13 protein-coding genes and 1 pseudogene are annotated in these 16,411 nt (G+C 73.7%); 8 read left to right on the plus strand and 6 right to left on the minus strand.

The annotated features are described in order from the left end of the window. Window positions 1-43 precede the first annotated feature (43 nt). Entirely contained in the window at window positions 44-2,245 is a 2,202-nt protein-coding gene (gene recD2, locus J2S55_RS36840) for an SF1B family DNA helicase RecD2 (RefSeq protein ID WP_306870639.1), read from the plus strand. Window positions 2,246-2,302: 57 nt separating this feature from the next. Here the strand turns inward: recD2 and J2S55_RS36845 are convergent, their stop codons facing one another. Beyond that, the gene (locus J2S55_RS36845; protein ID WP_306870641.1) at window positions 2,303-3,208 is read right to left on the minus strand and encodes a pentapeptide repeat-containing protein; all 906 of its coding nucleotides are present in this window, start codon (window positions 3,206-3,208) and stop codon (window positions 2,303-2,305) included. 315 nt (window positions 3,209-3,523) lie between these two features. Here J2S55_RS36845 and J2S55_RS36850 point away from each other — a divergent pair, with 315 nt between their 5' ends. Beyond that, a complete protein-coding gene (locus J2S55_RS36850) occupies window positions 3,524-3,988 on the plus strand; it encodes a MarR family winged helix-turn-helix transcriptional regulator (protein ID WP_306870644.1) in 465 nt (154 codons plus the stop codon). Between the two features lie 291 nt (window positions 3,989-4,279). Here the strand turns inward: J2S55_RS36850 and J2S55_RS36855 are convergent, their stop codons facing one another. From J2S55_RS36855 to J2S55_RS36865, 3 genes are all read right to left on the minus strand, one after another. Next, window positions 4,280-4,537: a hypothetical protein gene (locus J2S55_RS36855; RefSeq protein ID WP_306870646.1), complete on the minus strand. Its 258-nt coding sequence runs from the start codon at window positions 4,535-4,537 to the stop codon at window positions 4,280-4,282. Window positions 4,538-4,796: 259 nt separating this feature from the next. After that, the gene (locus tag J2S55_RS36860) at window positions 4,797-5,471 is read right to left on the minus strand and encodes a response regulator transcription factor (protein WP_306870647.1); all 675 of its coding nucleotides are present in this window, start codon (window positions 5,469-5,471) and stop codon (window positions 4,797-4,799) included. Beyond that, the gene (locus tag J2S55_RS36865; protein ID WP_306870650.1) at window positions 5,468-6,643 is read right to left on the minus strand and encodes a sensor histidine kinase; all 1,176 of its coding nucleotides are present in this window, start codon (window positions 6,641-6,643) and stop codon (window positions 5,468-5,470) included. The genes J2S55_RS36860 and J2S55_RS36865 overlap by 4 nt, the downstream gene beginning before the upstream one ends. 174 nt (window positions 6,644-6,817) lie before the next feature. Between J2S55_RS36865 and J2S55_RS36870 the strand changes: the two genes are divergently transcribed. The 5 genes and pseudogenes from J2S55_RS36870 to J2S55_RS36890 all read left to right on the plus strand — a co-directional run. After that, window positions 6,818-8,092, plus strand: a complete 1,275-nt coding sequence (locus J2S55_RS36870) for an alpha/beta hydrolase family protein (protein WP_306870651.1) — start codon at window positions 6,818-6,820, stop codon at window positions 8,090-8,092. Window positions 8,093-8,200: 108 nt separating this feature from the next. Further along, complete coding sequence (locus J2S55_RS36875; RefSeq protein ID WP_306870653.1) at window positions 8,201-9,976, plus strand: RNA ligase family protein; 1,776 nt, start codon at window positions 8,201-8,203, stop codon at window positions 9,974-9,976. After that, window positions 9,976-12,558 carry a poly(A) polymerase gene (locus J2S55_RS36880; RefSeq protein ID WP_306870662.1) on the plus strand — a complete coding sequence of 861 codons (2,583 nt, stop codon included), beginning with the start codon at window positions 9,976-9,978 and terminating at the stop codon, window positions 12,556-12,558. Before J2S55_RS36875 ends, J2S55_RS36880 begins: the two co-directional genes overlap by 1 nt. A 16-nt stretch (window positions 12,559-12,574) precedes the next feature. Next, window positions 12,575-12,907 (plus strand): hypothetical protein, encoded by a 333-nt coding sequence (locus tag J2S55_RS36885; protein ID WP_306875924.1) that lies wholly within the window; start codon window positions 12,575-12,577, stop codon window positions 12,905-12,907. Further along, window positions 12,906-13,154, plus strand: a pseudogene (locus J2S55_RS36890) (pyridoxamine 5'-phosphate oxidase family protein); the annotation flags it as partial. The gene J2S55_RS36885 and the pseudogene J2S55_RS36890, both read left to right, overlap by 2 nt. Window positions 13,155-13,255: 101 nt before the next feature. Here J2S55_RS36890 and J2S55_RS36895 read toward each other — a convergent pair. Next, complete coding sequence (locus tag J2S55_RS36895; protein WP_306870665.1) at window positions 13,256-13,858, minus strand: CGNR zinc finger domain-containing protein; 603 nt, start codon at window positions 13,856-13,858, stop codon at window positions 13,256-13,258. Between the two features lie 156 nt (window positions 13,859-14,014). On the opposite strand from J2S55_RS36895, the gene J2S55_RS36900 reads away from it, so the two are divergent. Further along, window positions 14,015-14,992 carry a phosphotriesterase family protein gene (locus J2S55_RS36900; RefSeq protein WP_306870667.1) on the plus strand — a complete coding sequence of 326 codons (978 nt, stop codon included), beginning with the start codon at window positions 14,015-14,017 and terminating at the stop codon, window positions 14,990-14,992. Between the two features lie 135 nt (window positions 14,993-15,127). On the opposite strand, the gene J2S55_RS36905 is transcribed toward J2S55_RS36900, so the two are convergent. Continuing rightward, window positions 15,128-16,351: an MFS transporter gene (locus J2S55_RS36905; RefSeq protein WP_306870669.1), complete on the minus strand. Its 1,224-nt coding sequence runs from the start codon at window positions 16,349-16,351 to the stop codon at window positions 15,128-15,130. Window positions 16,352-16,411: the final 60 nt, after the last annotated feature.

The raw sequence follows: 16,411 nt of genomic DNA on the forward strand, positions 1-16,411 counted from the left end.
GTCCTGAAGTGAGATGCCGCACATGATCCCGGGGAGCCATGCGGTGACCGTGCTCGCGAAGCCCTACCCGACGGACGTGGACGCCTCCGTCGAGCAGCTGATATACGTCCGTGACGACGAATACACGGTCGCGCGGATGAGCGCCGAGAGCCTGGCCGGGTTCGTCGCCTCGGGCCGGGCGCTGGCCGGGGTGCAGCCGGGGGAGACCCTGCGGCTGGCCGGGGAGTGGGAGGAGCACCCGCGCCACGGCAGCCGCCTGGTGGTCAAGCAGTGCGAGCGGGTGGTCCCCTCCACCGTGCGCGCCATCACGCTCTACCTCGGATCGGGCCTGATCCGCGGGATCGGGCCGCGGCTCGCCCACGCCGTCGTCAGCCACTTCGGCGAGGAGACGCTCACGGTCATCGACACCGAGCCGGAGCGCCTCACGGAAGTCGTCAACATCGGCGCCGCGCGGCAGGCGCAGATCGTCCAGGCGTGGGCGGAGCAGAAGGCGGTCGCCGCGCTGATGGTCGCCCTGCAGGGCTTCGGGACCAGCCCGCTGCTCGCGGCCAAGATCTACCAGGTTTACGGCAACGACTCGTGCGACATCCTCACCCGCGACCCCTACCGGCTGATCGGCCAGGTCAGGGGGATCGCCTTCCACACCGCCGACCGGATCGCACTGCGGTCGGGGGTGCCGGAGCACAGCCCGCAGCGGATCAAGGCGGCGGTCCTGGACCGGCTGGAGGTGGCGGCCGCCCGCGACGGGCACTGCTTCCTGCCGCTGCCCGCCCTCCTCGCCGCGGTGGCCGATCTGGTCGGCCAGAAGGAAGGGCCGATCCGCCGGGCGGTCGACGCGCTGGTCGCCGAGCACCGGGTGGTCGTCGAGGCGTCGCCGGCCGGCCCCGGCCAGGTGGCGTACGCCAAGGAGCAGCACAGCCGCGAGGTCGCGCTGGCGGCGCAGCTGACCAGGCTCCTGCGGGCCCGTTCGACGCTGCCGCTGCGCGCGTTCGCCGACGACGAGGGGCTGGCGGAGGACCAGCGGGTGGCCGTGAACCTGGCGCTGACCAGCACCGTGTCCGTCCTGACCGGCGGTCCCGGCTGCGGCAAGAGCCACACGGTGAAGGTGATCGCGGCGACCGTGCGGGCGATGGGCGGCACAGTGACCCTGACCGCGCCGACGGGCAAGGCGGCCAAGCGCCTGTCGGAGCTCACCGGCCTGCCCGCGATGACCGTGCACCGGATGCTCGCCCAGCAGCCGGAGCGGGAGGAGGGCACGCTGTTCCAGCAGTCTCCCGCGCAGGCGGATCTGATCGTCGTCGACGAGGCGTCGATGCTGGATCTGCAGCTGGCCACCCGGCTGACGGCCGCGATCCCGGCGGGCAGCCACCTGCTGCTGGTCGGCGACAGCGACCAGCTCCCCAGCATCGGGCCCGGCAGCGTGCTGGCCGATCTGCTGCGCGTGGCGGAGATCCCGCGCATCCGGCTGACCCAGGTCTTCCGGCAGGCGCAGGACAGCGGGATCGTCCAGGCCGCCCACCGGATCCGGGCGGGTGAGCTGCCCGCGCTGCCCGGCCGGGGCGGCTTCTGGTTCGAGGAGCTCGACGACCCGGAGCAGGTGGCCGCGCGGGTGGTCCATCTGGCGACGGAGGCGATCCCCCGCAAGCAGAACATCGGCAGGGACCAGATCCAGGTGCTGTGCCCGATGCGCAAGGGCGCGACGGGCGCCACGGAGCTCGGCCGCAGGCTGCAGGAGCGGCTGAACCCGGCGCGCGAGGGCACGGCCGAGCACTGGTCGGGCCCGTCGGTCTTCAGGGTGGGCGACCGCGTCATGCCGATCCGCAACAACTACGACAAAGGCGTGTTCAACGGGGAGAGCGCCACCGTCACGGCGGTGAACCCGCAGGAGCGGCTGGTGGAGATCCGCACCGACGACGGGGAGAGGGTGGAATACACCTTCGGCGAGCTGGACGAGCTGACCCACGCCTACGCGATCAGCGTGCACCGCTCCCAGGGCAGCGAATACCCGTTCGTGGTGGCGCCGATCGTGGCCGAGGCCGGAGGCGTGATGCTGCAGCGCAAATTGCTGTACACCCTGGTCACCAGGGCGGAGTCGTGGGTGGTGCTCGTCGGCCAGCGCGAGGCGCTGGAGCTGGCCGTGCACCGGCTCGGCCGGCGCAGGAACACCGGCCTGGCCCTCCGGCTCGCCCTCGGCTGCGCGGGCCCGAGCGTGCCCGGAGGAGCCGGACCAGGACAGGACGGGTGAGCCGGGCCGGGACAGGGCGGGTGAGCCGGGGCGCCCGCCGGCCTGCCCGGGCCGGCGTCACCTCCGGCGTGGGCTCCTTCTCCGGGGACGGGAGGAGGTGGGCGCGGCCGGCGTGTCCGAGGACTGCCAGTGCGCCGGGCGGGTGAGCGTAGGCGGCAGCGCTGTGGCGGCGTCGCCCTTGGCCGCGTTGAGCTGGGACTGGGTCAGGAAGATGCTCTCGGTGAGGTCGGCGCCCCTGAGGTCGGCGCCCCGGAGATCGGCCCCGATGAGGTCGGCCACCCTGAGGTCGGCACCCCTGAGATCGGCCCCGATGAGGTAGGCGCCTCTCAGGTTGGCGCCTCTGAGGTCGGCGCCCCTGAGGTTGGCCCCGATGAGGTCGGCGCCTCTGCGGTCCTTCTTCTGGCGGCCGGCTCCGGCCCGTACGAGCTCACTCGTACGCAGCAGCAGGGCGCTGACCTCCTGCCGGTGCGCTGCCACGTCCAGCTCCATGAGGGAGTCGGGGCTGTCGCGGGTGAGACGCTCGGTCGTGTCGAGCGCGAGGCGGATCTCCTCGTGGAGCGGGAGGGCCGGCCGCAACGTCAGCGCCTCGGTCAGATACCAGAGCAGCTCATGGAGCTGCCGCATGATCGGGAACACCTCGAACATCTGCCGTGCGGTCTGCGGGGCCCGGCGCCAGTCCTGTCCGCCGAAGGTGAGCTGGGTGACCTTCTGTCCCGCGCCGAAGCAGTCGTAAACGGTGCAGCCCGGGAAGCCCTGCTGCCGGAGGCGTGAGTGAATGCCGCAGCGGAAGTCCGGCTGCAGGTTGGCGCACGGCTGCCCGGCCGCTTTGTCGACCGCGAAGTCCGCCGAGGCCGAGAAGGGCAGCGCGACACAGCACAGCCCCGAGCAGCTCGCGCAGTCGGCTCGCAGGCTGAGCAGGTCGGCGCCGGGGACGGGGCGCGCGGGTTCGTGCGTCTCGGACAACGTGCGTGGTCTCCTCTTACGTCATGGACGGCGTTTCTCAGCTCCGAGGTTACGGCCCTTCGGCGCTCCGAGGTTACGGCGGCCGGATGCGGAGGCCCCGGCCGCGGGCCGCACGGCGGCCGGACGGGACGGCGGCCTCGCGCGCTACGACCACTCCGCCGTGTCCGCGTCCCGCCGGCCGTGGCGTGCCCGCGGGCGGGGCTCGGCGTGGGCCGTACGGCCACTTACTTGCACACGCGCTTTATTTCAAAACGTGGGTAGACTGGGCGGCGATGACGGCCCGCCTGGAGGGGGAGGGCGCGAGAGGAGGCGGCCATGGGGATCGGCGACGGCGCGGTGCAGATCCGCGCGCAGGGCTGGCGGACGCTCGCCGCGCTGCACGGGCTGATCGACGCCGCGCTGGAGAGGGCGCTGCAGGCCGGCCACGACCTGTCGGTGGTCGAATACACGGTCCTGGACGCGCTGTCGCGCCAGGACGGCTGGCACATGCGCATGCAGCAGCTGGCCCGCGCCGCGGCGCTGTCGGGCAGCGCCACCACCCGGCTGGTCAGCCGGCTCGAAGACCGGGGACTGCTGACCCGGGTCCTGTGCCAGGACGACCGGCGCGGCATCTACACCGAGCTCACCGAGCAGGGGTGGGCGCTGCTGAACAGGGCCCGCCCGACCCACGACGACGTCCTGGCCAAGGCTCTGGCCGAGGCGGAGCAGACCCCGGAGCTCGCGCCGCTGGTCGAGGCCCTGCACGGCCTGCCGATCGACTCCGGGGCGCCGGCCGTCTGAACGAGGGAGATCTCGGCCGGCGCGTGGCACCGCGACCGTCGGGGAGGACTCGACCCGCGTGCCCGGTGGCCGCTGTGGTGATCAACCCGTCTGCCGGGGGCCTCGTCCGTGTCATGAGGGGGACGCCGGACTCTCGATCGTCCTGTGACCGGGCAGACCGCCTCGGGACGGAAACATCCCGGGACGGAGAACATCCGTGAACCGAAAACATCCCGGGACGGAGAATATCCGTGGAAAAATCCGTCCCGGGCCGGCATCAACGCCGGCCCGGGACGGATCTCCTAATCAATTCTAATAGAAGAGGTGAAGAGCAACGCGAGAGCCGACGCGCTCACACTTGAAATCCTGGACGATGCCGCCACTGGTGATGGCTTTGAAGCCGGCCCTGACGCACTGGTCGTTGTAGTCATAGTAACCGGCGAGGTGCCATGAGGCGGTGGCCTGCGCGGAGGGACTTGCCGCGGAGGCGGCCGTGGCGGAGGTGGCGACGGTGCTGAAGGCAAGCCCACCGGCCATCAACGCCACTGCGGCCAGACGACGAGTTCTCATTCTTTTCCTGTCCTTCGTCGAAGTTGAAGAACGCGCCCACGAACGACGATTCCGGCGGTAATCGCGCCTTGGGCACATGATTTCCTGCCGTCAGAATGCGCCGCCGTACTTGGAAACCACTTGCGGACCACTGGGAAATACGGCCGAGGACGGCAGGCGATATCGCGGACGGACGGCGATTATCCGCGCGTCGCGCGGCCGGGCCCACCAGATGCCTCCGAGCGGCGCGGGGATCGCCGTCCCCGCCCGTACGCCTTTCTCACGCGTCATCCGCTGTCGCCGGACGGATGAGACCGCTCTCGTAGGCGAAGACCACGACCTGTGCGCGGTCCCGCAGCCCCAGCTTCAGCAGGACCCGGCTGAGGTGCGTCTTCACGGTGGCCTCGGCCAGGTGTATCGCCGCGGCGACCTCCGCGTTGGACAGCCCGCGCGCCACCTGGACCAGCACCTCGCGCTCGCGAGAGGTGAGCGCCGCCAGCCGCTCGTCGCGCTCGGGAACGCCGGGCATGAGCTGGGGGGCGAACTTCTCCAGCAGGCGGCGGGTGACCCGCGGGGAGACCGCGGCGTCGCCTGCCGCCACGCTGCGGATCGCGGCCAGCAGCTCCTCGGGCCGGGTGTTCTTCGGCAAGAAGCCCGAGGCCCCGGCCTTCAGCCCGGCGAAGGCGTATTCGTCCAGGTCGAAGGTGGTCAGGATGAGCACGCGCGAGCGCGGGGAGTCCCTGACGATCCGGCGGGTGGCCTCGATCCCGTCGACGCCGGGCATGCGTACATCCATCAGCACGACGTCGGGACGTAGCAGCCGGGCCATCCGGGCGGCCTCGTCGCCGTCGCCCGCCTCGCCGGCCACCTCCAGGCCCGGCTCGGCCTCGAACACCATGCGGAACGCCATGCGCAGCAACGACTCGTCGTCGGCGATCAGCAGCCGGATCGTCATGCCGTGCCCTTCTCCATCATGTCGTCGCCGATGTCGAGGCTGGCCGCCACCCGCCAGCCGCCGCCGGACAGCGGACCGGCATGGAGGCTGCCGCCGTAGGCGGCGACGCGCTCGCGCATGCCGACCAGGCCCCGCCCGTGGGCGTCTCCTGGCGCGGGCCCCGGGCGGCCGTCGTCAATGACCTCCACGGCGGCGCACCGCGGCGTCAGGCGGACCCGGACCTCGGCCGTCGCCCCGGGGGCGTGCCGGAGCGCGTTCGTCAGGGCCTCCTGGACCAGCCGGTAGACGGTGAGCTGGGCGACGGCGGGGACCGCCTCCGGGTCACCGGTCACCTCCAGGCGGGTCGGCAGCCCGACCGCGCGCATCCTGTCGGTAAGCGGGCCGAGCTGGGCGATCCCGGGGGCCGGACGCAGTCGCGCGCCGGCCTGCCGGCAGGACTCGCCGTCCTCCCCGGCGCCGAGGGAGCGTCGCATGTCGTCCAGGGCCTGCCGTCCGGTGGCCGCGATCTGTTCCATGGCGGCGGCCGCCCGCTCCGGCGCGCGGTGCCGTACGTACGCCGCGCTGTCGGCCAGCGCCACCATGACCGACAGGTTGTGGGTGACGATGTCGTGCATGTCGCGGGTCATCCGGGCGCGCTCCTCGGCGACGGCGAGCCGTGCCCGCTGCTCGCGGTCGTGCTCCAGCGAGGTGACGTACGCCCGCCGGGCACGCGTCCACAGGCCCGTGGTGAGGGCGGCGGCGGTCATCGCGGTCAGCGCGGCCGCCGTGAACGGCGACTGGCCGGGCGGTGCCCATCGCGCCGCGGCCAGCAGTGCTCCGGCCTCCAGCGTGAGCCCGGCCACCAGCGTCTGCCGCCAGGCGCAGCGCGTGGCGACGGTGTAGAGAGCGACCAGCAGCGCGGCGTCGGCGGGGAGCTGCACGTCGGCGACCCACTGGACCGCGGCCGCCGCCGCGATCGCGCAGAACACCGTCAGCGGCGCGCGCCGCCGCCACACCAGGGGCACCACCAGGGCCGCCTGGAGCAGCAGCGGCCCCGGCTCGCCGCGTGCCGGCACCTGGCCGGGGCCGAGCGTGGCAAGGAAGATCACGGCCGCCAGCAGCGCGTCGGCGGGTATGGACGACCATCGAGTGAGCGCTGCGAGACAGGCCACTGGACGGTCGCCTCGTTTCATGCCGCTCACCCTAGTTGCCCTGCGGATTCGCTCCCCATCCTCCTTCAGGATGAACATCCGGGCATGTCAGCCGGGAGTCGTAGGCGTGGATCAGCCGTACGCCGCTGGCCCGGGGCCGGGTCCCGCTGCCAGCCTCGTCGGGCACCGGAATCCGCAGCTCGCAAGGAGCCTCACATGTCCTTCCGCACGATCGCCGCGGCGGTCGCCGGGCTGGCGCTGGCCACGGCCGCCGCGCCCGCCACGGCCGCTGCACCTGCCACGCCCGCCGCGCGCTCCGCGACCGCCCCCGCTGTCCTGGCCGGTCAGGCGCCGGCCGGGCACCGCGTCACGATGGCCCTGCCCGCGCCGACCGGGCCGTACCCCGTCGGCACCTTCGCCGTGCGCCTGGTCGACCGCTCGCGCCCCGACCCCCTGGTCCGCTCAGAGCCCTACCGGGAGCTGATGGTCAGCCTGTGGTACCCGGCGGAGGACACCGGCCGGGCCCTGCCCGTCGCCCCCCATATGGCGCCCCTGGCCGCGGCCGACTGGGACCGCCGCTCCGCGCCGCCCATGGGCATCGCGACGGGCGCGGTGGACTGGGCCGCCACCCCTACCCACGCCCGCGTCGGCGCGCCGGTGGACCGTCGAGCGGGCAGGCTTCCGGTCGTGCTCTTCGGCTCCGGGGACGGCGGCCCGCGCACGCTCGGCACCGCCCTGGTGGAGGACCTGGCCTCCCGCGGCTACCTGGTCGTCACCGTGGACCACACCTACGAGGCCGACCAGGTGGAGTTCCCGGGCGGGCGGGTCGTGCGAGCCGCGCCCCTGCCGAAGAAGCTGACTCCGCGCGTCATCGCCAAGCTGCTCGCGCGGCATTCACGGGCCCGCCTCGCGGACATGCGGTCCGTCCTCGACAAGATCACCGAGCTGGGACGCGGCCACGGCCTCGGCGAGGAGGCCGGGCAGTTGCCCGCCGGGCTGCGCGGCGCCCCGGACCTGTCCAGGGTGGGAGTGCTCGGCCAGTCCCTCGGCGGGTCGGTGGCCGCGCAGCTCGTCCACGACGACCGACGCGTGGACGCGGGTGTGAACCTCGACGGCGGCTACGTCGGCCGGGTGGCGGAGACCGGCGTCGCCAAGCCGTTCCTGCAGATCGCAGCCGAGGCGCACACCCGGGCGAGCGAACCGAGCTGGAAGTCCTTCTGGGACGCCTCGACCGGCTGGAAACGGGAGTTGCGCCTCGCGGGCGCGGCGCACGGCTCGTTCACCGACCTGCAGGTGATGCTGCCGCAGATCGCAGCGGCGGTGCCGAAGGTGCCCGTCGCCGACTTCGTCGGCACGGTCGACCCCGGCCGGTCCGTGTCGGCCCAGCGCGCCTACGTCGCGGCCTTCTTCGACCTGCACCTGAACAGGAGGTCCAGCCGGCTCTTCGACACCCCCGACGCCCGCTTCCCCGAAGTCTCCCTCATCCCCTGACCATCCACCGCCCGCTGCCCGGCCGGGCAGCGGGCGTTTATTCGATGGACCCGCTGTCGTCGGGCTCCTACAGTGACCGGGACCTGACGGCGGCACCGGGAGCGGATCATGCGGACGCACTACCCTCGCACTCCGCACCTGCCCTGGTCTCCGGGGGCGTCCTCGGACGACGTGCGGATCGGCGACCTGTCGGGATTGGTGGGCCAGGAGGTCGTGGTCACCGAGAAACTCGACGGGGAGAACACGACCCTCTACCCGGACGGCCTCCACGCCCGCTCGCCGGACTCGGCGCACCATCCGTCCCGGGCATGGGTCAAGGCGTTGCAGGGGCGGATCGCCTCCTCGATCCCGCGCGATTGGCGGGTGTGCGGGGAGAACCTCTACGCGCGGCACTCGATCGGGTACCAGGACCTGGAGAGCTGGTTCTACGGCTTCTCGGTCTGGGACGGTGACCGTTGCCTGGACTGGGACCGTACGGTGCGCTTCACCCGGCGTCTGGGGATCCCGGTCCCGCGGGTGCTGTGGCGCGGAGTCTTCGACGAGCGGGCGCTGCGGGCGTTGCGGCTGGACACCTCGCGGCACGAGGGATACGTCGTGCGTGCCGTCGAGGGGTTCGCCCGGGAGGAGTTCGCCCGCCGGGTGGCCAAATGGGTGCGGCGGGGGCATGTCCGCACCGACACGCACTGGATGCTCGCCCCCGTCGTCGTGAATGGCCTGAGCCCGGCCGCCACGCTGTGGGCGGTGCGTTCGGGAGCCGCCGCCGATGTCCCGTCGCTGCTGGCCGCGGCGGGGATGGCCCCGGCGGACCTGGGCGGGCCGGCCGAGCCGGTGTCCGCCGCCGTCGAGCGGGCCGAGGCGGCGGTGTCCGAGGTGTCCGCGAGGCTCGATCTGCTGGGCCGGTCGGGGGACGCCCGGCTGGCGGGCGTGCTGGCGACGCTGCTGCACGGCACGCGCCGGACCCGGCTGGCGCCCCGGCTGGTGGCGCCGCTGGGCATGCCGCTGGCGCGGCGGGTCGCGGACCTGGTCGGGCTCCACCCCGGTCTGCACCGCCGGTTCCCCGACGACCAGCGCCGGACCGGCCTGGTACGGCTGGCCGCCGCCGCCGACCTGGGCGTCCTGCATGCGGTCGCCGGCGCGGTCCTGGCCGGCCGCGCCGACGGAGAGTCCGCCGACGCCCGCGAGCAGGTCGACTGGTCCGCGCTGCACGCCGAGGACGCCGGGCTGCTCGGGGAGGTGCCGCTGGAGCCGCTGCGGGCGGGTCTGCGCCAGGCGCTGGGCGACCGCGACGCCGACGTGACCGACCGATGCTGGGCGCAGGCGCGGGAGGCCTACGCCCTGGGCCGGATCGCCACCGCCGAGGAGGCCGTGGCGCTGAGCCGGCGGTGGCGGTCCGGGGAGTTCCCCCGGCTCGTCCACATGGTGGGCCCGTCGGGCAGCGGGAAGAGCCGCTTCGCCGCCGGCCTCCCCGGCGCCGGCGAGATCGTCTCCCTCGACGATCTGCGTCAGGCCCAGGGGTCCCGGTCGGACCAGCGGGCCAACGCGGCCGTCTTCCGGGCGGGCCTGGACCGGCTCGACGCCGCCCTGGCCGGCGGCGGTACCGTGGTCTGGGACGCCACGTCCCTCAACCAGCACCAGCGCTCCTCGGTGCACGCCGTGGCGCACCGCCGTGACGCGTTGATCACACACGCGGTCCTGCTGGTCGATGAGGACGTGCTGGCCCGGCGCAACACCGGCCGGACACACCAGGTGCCGCCGGAGGTGCTCGCCGCGCAGCTCCGCCGCTTCTCCCCGCCCTACCCCGGCCAGGCACACCGCACGTGGTACGTCGGGCCGGCCGGAACCGTCGAGGACGTCGCCGGAGCACTCGACGGTGAGGAGGAGTGATGCGCACGAGCGAGGAGATCTACCACCGGGTCCGGTGGGATCCACGGTTCGATCCGGCCCGGTTCGTACTGGGCATCAACGTGCGCGGGGCCCCTCCCAAGCGGGTGCCGCTGCCCGCCTTCGTCCCCGGAGGCGATATCCCGTGGCACCGGGTGCTGTTCGTCGAAGCGGACGGCGAGGTGATCTGGGACCGGTCCGCCGGTGTGGACCGGATCGACGCCTCCGGGGTCGGTCGGGTGCGGGACCCGCGTCGGCTGCGGGCGCCGTTCTTCACGGCCAGGACACCGCACGCCTGGGATCCGGAGGCCGGGTGGCGCCCGGCGGACCGCGCGTCCCGGACGGTGCCGGCGGCCGCGGGTCTGCGAGTGCTGACCTGGAACACGCTGTGGGACCGCTACGACAGCGACCGGATCGACACCGCCCGGCGCAGGCCGCTGCTGCTGGCGGCGCTGGAACACGCCGACGCGGACGTCATCGCGCTGCAGGAGGTCGAGGCCGGTCTGCTCGCCATGCTGCTGCGGGCGCGATGGGTCCGCTCCGGCTACACCCTGGGCACCGACCCCACCGGCAAGGACGTCGAGGACAGCGGGCTGCTGCTGCTCAGCCGGCTGCCCGTACGGGAGGCGGCCTGGCACGTCCTCGGCCCGCACAAGGCCGTCGCCGCCGTCACCGTCGAGTCCGCCTCCGGGCCGGTGGTGGTGGCCACCACTCACCTGACCAGCGACCACTCCGCCGACGGTCCGGTCCGGCGGCAGGAGGAACTGGCCCGGATCGCCGAGGGGCTGGCCGGGCTGGACGGCGACGTGATCCTACTGGGCGACCTCAACGACGGCGGGGACGGGCCGGCCGGCGTGCTGGGACTACGGGATGCCTGGACCGAGGTGCACGGACCCGATGACCGCACGCCCACGTTCGACCCGCGAGCCAACCCGTTGGCCGCGGTCTCCTCACTGTCCGGCCGGGCCTCCCGGCTGGACCGGGTACTGCTGCGCGCGGGTGGGCTGCGGGCGGCCGGGGCGGCCCTGCGGGGTGACTCGCCCGGCCCGGAGGGGCTGTTCGTGTCGGACCACTACGGCGTGGAAGTGGACCTGGCCGTCGGCCGGATCGAGCCGGCCGGCGTCCTCGACGTTCCGCCGACGGCCCGCACCGCGGTGGCCTGGATCCCGCCGGCGGAACTGTGGCCGTCGATCCAGCGGATCCGCCGCGAACACGATCCGCAGATCCACCGCTGGCCACCGCACGTCAACCTGCTCTTCGGTTTCGTGCCGGAGTCCGACTTCGCGCAGGCAGCCCCGCTGCTCGCCGCCGTGGCGGCCGGGACCGCACCGTTCACCGCCCGGCTCGAAGGGGTGCACGCCTTCGACCATCGGGACGGCGCCACTGTCTGGCTCGACCCGGCGGCGGCCGACCCGGCTCCGTGGGCGGGGCTGCGCCACGCGCTGGAGCGGCGCTTCCCCCGCTGCCATGGCCGCGCCGACGGCTTCACCCCGCACCTGACCTTGGGACGGACCCAGGATCCGCACCGGCTCGCCATCGATCACGCCGTCCGGCTGGGCGGCATGTCGGCGCGGGTCGGTGAGCTGGTCCTGCTCTCCCGCCGGGGTGCGGAGCCGATGCGGCCACGGGCGACGATCACCCTGGGAACGGGTGAGGTGCGGTGGCTGCCGGCGCTCGACGCGCAGGAGCCGGCCCGGCCCGGCGAGACACGCGCCGCCGGGCGGCATTCCCGGGCCCGCGCCGGCGGAGACGGCCCGCCGGCGGAGGACGGCCCCGCGACCGCGCGGGCATCGCAGGTCGCACAGCGGCTGTCGGAGGCGCTGGGCGACGGAACCGTGCACGTCGCCGGATCGCGACGGCTGGGCTGCGCGCTGGCCGGAGCGGACCTGGACCTGGTGGCGGCGCTGCCGGGCGCCGTCGACCTGGCCCGGGTCCAGGCGCGGGTGGCGGCGGCAGGCGCCACCGGGGTCCGGCAGGTGATCGGCGCCAGGGTGCCGGGCCTGCGGATGCGCGTCGACGACCTGGACGTCGACCTGGTCGTGGTCGCCACCGGGCAGCTCCCGCCCGCCCAGGCCGTGGCCCGCCGCGCCCAGCTGGGTGAGGCGGCCGCGGTGGCGTTGAGCGCGGTCAGTGACGCGGACGCGGTGCTGGCCGCGACCGGTGGCCACCGTGCCGCCTTCGCCAGGTTGGCCAGGGAGGTGAAGGCGTGGGCGGGAGCGCGCGGGCTGGATTCGGCCCCGTTCGGCGGGCTGCCGGGTCTGGCCTGGACCGTGCTGGCGGCGCGGACGGCGCGCGAGGCCGGCGACCTTCCCTCCGGTGACCTGCTCCGGCACTTCTTCGGCACCTGGGCCGCCTGGAACTGGCGGGAACCGGTCAGCCTTCAGGCCGGCGCCGCCACACCCCGTCCGGCCGGCTCCGGTACGACGACAGGTGGCGGCTCCGGAGCAGCGGTGTCGATCATGACCCCGACCGAGCCGGTCCGGCTCTGCACCGAGCAGGTCGGTCCCGGCGGGCGGGACCTGCTCGTCCAGGAGCTCTACCAGGCGTGGGAAATCCCTGGAGGCGGCGGCGGAGACCGGCGGTGATCCCTGGCCCGAGCTGTTGTCGCCCCCGCCACTGCACCGGCGGCACGCGGCATGGGCGGTGCTGACCGTACGGACCGGGCCGGGCGAGCAGTTCGAGGCCACCTTGGGCCGCCTCCGGGGCCGGGTGCGGGCGCTGCTCACCGCCCTGGAACACGCCGGATCGGTGGACGCGCATGCCTGGCCCCGGCCGTTCGAGACCGGCCCGGGGTCGGCGCGGTACGCGATCGGGCTCGGCCGTACGCCGCCGGACGCGGCCCGGCTCGCCGAGCTCGCCGGCAGATGGGTCAGGGGCCTGCCCGGCGTCGGGATCGAATGGGCGGAGTGCGGCGCTGTGCCGACGCTGCGCTGACCGGAGGGCTGCGATGGAGGTCACCAGCCCCGACGGCTGGGCGTGGGCCACCGCCGAGGGCACGGCGACACTCACCGGGCCGGGAACCGATCCCCACGGTCCCGAGGTCGAGGCGCTGATGGACTACTACCGCATCCCCTCCGGGGAGCACCCGGACTGGGAGGAGTATCGGTCGGTGATGGTGTCCGACCGTAGGGTGCTCATGGCGATGACGGTCGACCACATGTACGGCGCCAAGATCCGCTGACGGCGCTTCGAAGAATCCTTTGGCGCGGGGGACGGCCCTGCCCTTGTCACATGGGGGCAGGGCGGAGGCGCGCGATCCTGTGCGGAGGACGGCCCGGTGGTTCAGTGCCGTGGGGTGACCGTGAGGTCGTCGTCCGCGTCGGGAGTGGCCGCCTTGCGGCGGGCGCGGAGCGCGCGGACCCTGCCTCGGCTCGCGCACGCCGGGGAGGGGCACCAGCGTCGACGCCCCGGCGGGTCGACGAAGACGCCCCGGCAGTCGTGTTCCGGGCAGCTCTTCAGGGCCAGCCGGTCCGAGCCGGTCAGCTGGTCCACCGCCTGGCGGGCGATCCGTGCCAGGGCGTGCGCCGTCGTCGCCGGCGGTTCGCGTCGCAGCCGGTCGTCCGCGGCGAGCCGGACGGGATCGTCGTGTCCGGCCAGGAACGCGGCCAGGTCCGCCGTGGCGGCTACGGGTGGAGGCTGCTCGTCGACGGTGGCCAGCGCCAGGACGCGCAGCGTCTCCCGCAGCTTCCGCGCCTGGTGAAGGTCGCCCTGATCGGGCGGCCGGGCGGGGGACAGCTCGCAGCGCTCCAGCCACTCGGCGAGGCGGTCGGACGTGGCCAGCCGCTCCACCGGGTCCGCGCTGAACGTGCGGCCTCTTGTGGCGAGCAGGTTCAACCACGTGGCGCCGCAGTCGAAGCGGAAGGCGGACCGGTCCTCCTTGGTCATGGAGTCAGTGTAACGCTCTGGTCGTTACCTCTGCTAGATTCTCGTAACGCTCAAAGCGTTACGAGAATCCTGGGCGGACACATGATCATGACGGCGGGTCAGGCACTGCCGGAGCGGACGACACGGGCGCGACTGGATCGCGCTGAGGGAGACCGGATGCCGGACCTCCTCCGGGACAAGGCCGTCCAGCAGGAGACTCCGCCGGCACCGGAGCAGGGAGGACGCGCGATGAGGGCGGCGGTCCGGACCGTGCTCGGGGACATCCCGCCGGAAGAGCTGGGCATCTGCGACGCCCACGACCACCTGTTCATCAGCTCCCCGGCGCTGCCGGGCCAGGGACTGGACGACGCCGGAGCCGCGCTCACCGAGCTGAACGCCTTCGCCGCGCTCGGCGGGCGCGCGGTGGCGCAATGGACGCCCTGGGGGATGGGGCCCCGCACCGAAGAACTGCCCGGCCTCTCCCGGCGGTCCGGCGTCCATGTCATCTCCGCCACCGGAATGCACCAGGCCAAGCACTACGACCAGGAGGAGCTGACGCGCGTCCACGACAGGCTGGCCGGGCTGTTCATCCACGAGCTGACCAGCGGCCCCGTGCGGGCCGGGATGATCAAAGTCGCCGGGGCCTATCACCGCCTCGACGACCACGCCCGGCACGTCATGGCCGCCGCAGCCGAGGCGCACCATGCCACCGACGCGCCCATCGGCATCCACCTGGAGGCCGGAACCGCCGCCCTGGACGTGCTCCACCTGCTGTGCCGGACACACGGGGTCGCTCCGCACCGGGTGATCCTCGGGCACCTGCACCGGTTCCCGGACACGCGGATCCACCGGCAGGCCGCCGAGGCCGGCGCCTTCCTGGCATTCGACGGTCCGTCCCGCGTGCACCACGGCACCGACTGGCGCATGATGGACAGCTTCGCGGCCCTCGCCGACGCCGGCCACGCCCGGCAGATCCTGCTCGGCGGTGACACGGTCGTCCCGGCGGCCAGGTCCAGTGCCGACGGCCCGGGAATGCCGTTCCTGCTGAGCGGCCTGCGCCCGCGGATCGAGCGCGAGTTGGGCCCCGACATCGCATCCGCGATCTTCACGGAGAATCCGGCCCGCGCGTTCGCGGCGCGATGGCGGCGGCCATGACCCGGCGCCGGGTGGGGCCGCGGTCATATCCGGCCGAGAACTCTCTCCGGGGCCTGAGCCACGGGCCACTGAGCTCCGTCAGCCCTCGACGTGCTGGACGGCCCGGCCCCCGGTGACCGGGCCGGGCCCGAGGGGTCAGGCTCGGCGCAGCCGCCGGATCGGAGGCGTCAACAGCAGGGCCGCGCAGACCGCGAAGCTGACTCCGGTGGAGACGAACAGCAGGTCCCGAGGGTTGACGATCTCCGAGACCGGCCCCACCAGCGCCTGCCCGACGGCGACCCCGGCCACCGATCCGGCCACCTCGTAGGCGGTGACCCGGTTGAGGACGTCGGGGACGACCTGCGTCTGGACGCTCGTCGACCACATCACCGACCAGAACGCCCAGGCCGTCCCGCCCAGCAACTGGCCCGCCACCAGCAGCGGCAACGGCAGTTCCAGCGCCACCGGCAGCGGGATGAACGCGAACCCGGACATGGCCACGCCGCCTGCGGCGAGCGGCCGCGCCGGCCGGAACCGGATCGCGATCAGCCCGCCGAGGACGGTGCCCGCGCCGAGGCCGGCCATCACCCAGCCGTAGGCGGCGTCGCCGAGGCGGTCACCGATCAGGCGCGAGCCCAGCGGGATGTAGGGGCCGAAGACCAGGACGCCGAAGAACACCCAGATGAGGATCACCGACCACATCCAGCTCCGGGAGCGGAACTCCGTCCAGCCGCGGCGCAGGTCGAGCATGACCGTCGAGCGCTCCTTGGCCCCGGCGGCCGGGGCGAGCCGGATGAAGACCAGGCACAGACCGCTGAGCAGGAACGTTCCAGCGTCGACGGCGTAGACGGCACCCGCGCCGGTCAGCGCCATCAGCAGGCCCGCGAGGACGGGCCCGCCGAGCTGGGTGGCCGCGTCGGCGATCTTCAGGGTGCCGTTGGCGCGCTGCGGATCCTCGGCGACGAGGGGGACCATGCCGTTGACGCCGGGCTGGAACATCGCGGCGGCCGTCCCGGACAGGAACGAGGCCGACAGCAGCAGCCAGAACGGTGGGGTCCCGGCGAAGAAGGCGACGGCCACCGCGGTCTGGGTGAAGATCCGGACGACGTCCGCGCCGACCATCATGCTCCGGGCGCCCACCCGGTCGGCGAACACCCCGCCGAACAGCACGAAGATCACGAACGGGGCGGTCCAGACGGCCAGGACATAGCCGACGCCGGCCACCCCGTAGATCGCGCCGACGGCCAGCGCCGTCGCGACGGGCATCATCGCGTCACCGAGCAGCGATACCGCCCGGGCGCCGAAATACAGCGTGAAGTCCCTGGTCCAGAGCCTGGCCGGGGCGGCGGAGGACTGTTCACGGTCGAGAAGTGCGGTCATTTCCTGGGCTCCATGAGCACCCATCCTGGACACTCCTGAAGCCGGCCACAGGCGTCCGCA

It is taken from the genome of Streptosporangium brasiliense, assembly GCF_030811595.1.
GTDB classification, from domain to species: domain Bacteria; phylum Actinomycetota; class Actinomycetes; order Streptosporangiales; family Streptosporangiaceae; genus Streptosporangium; species Streptosporangium brasiliense.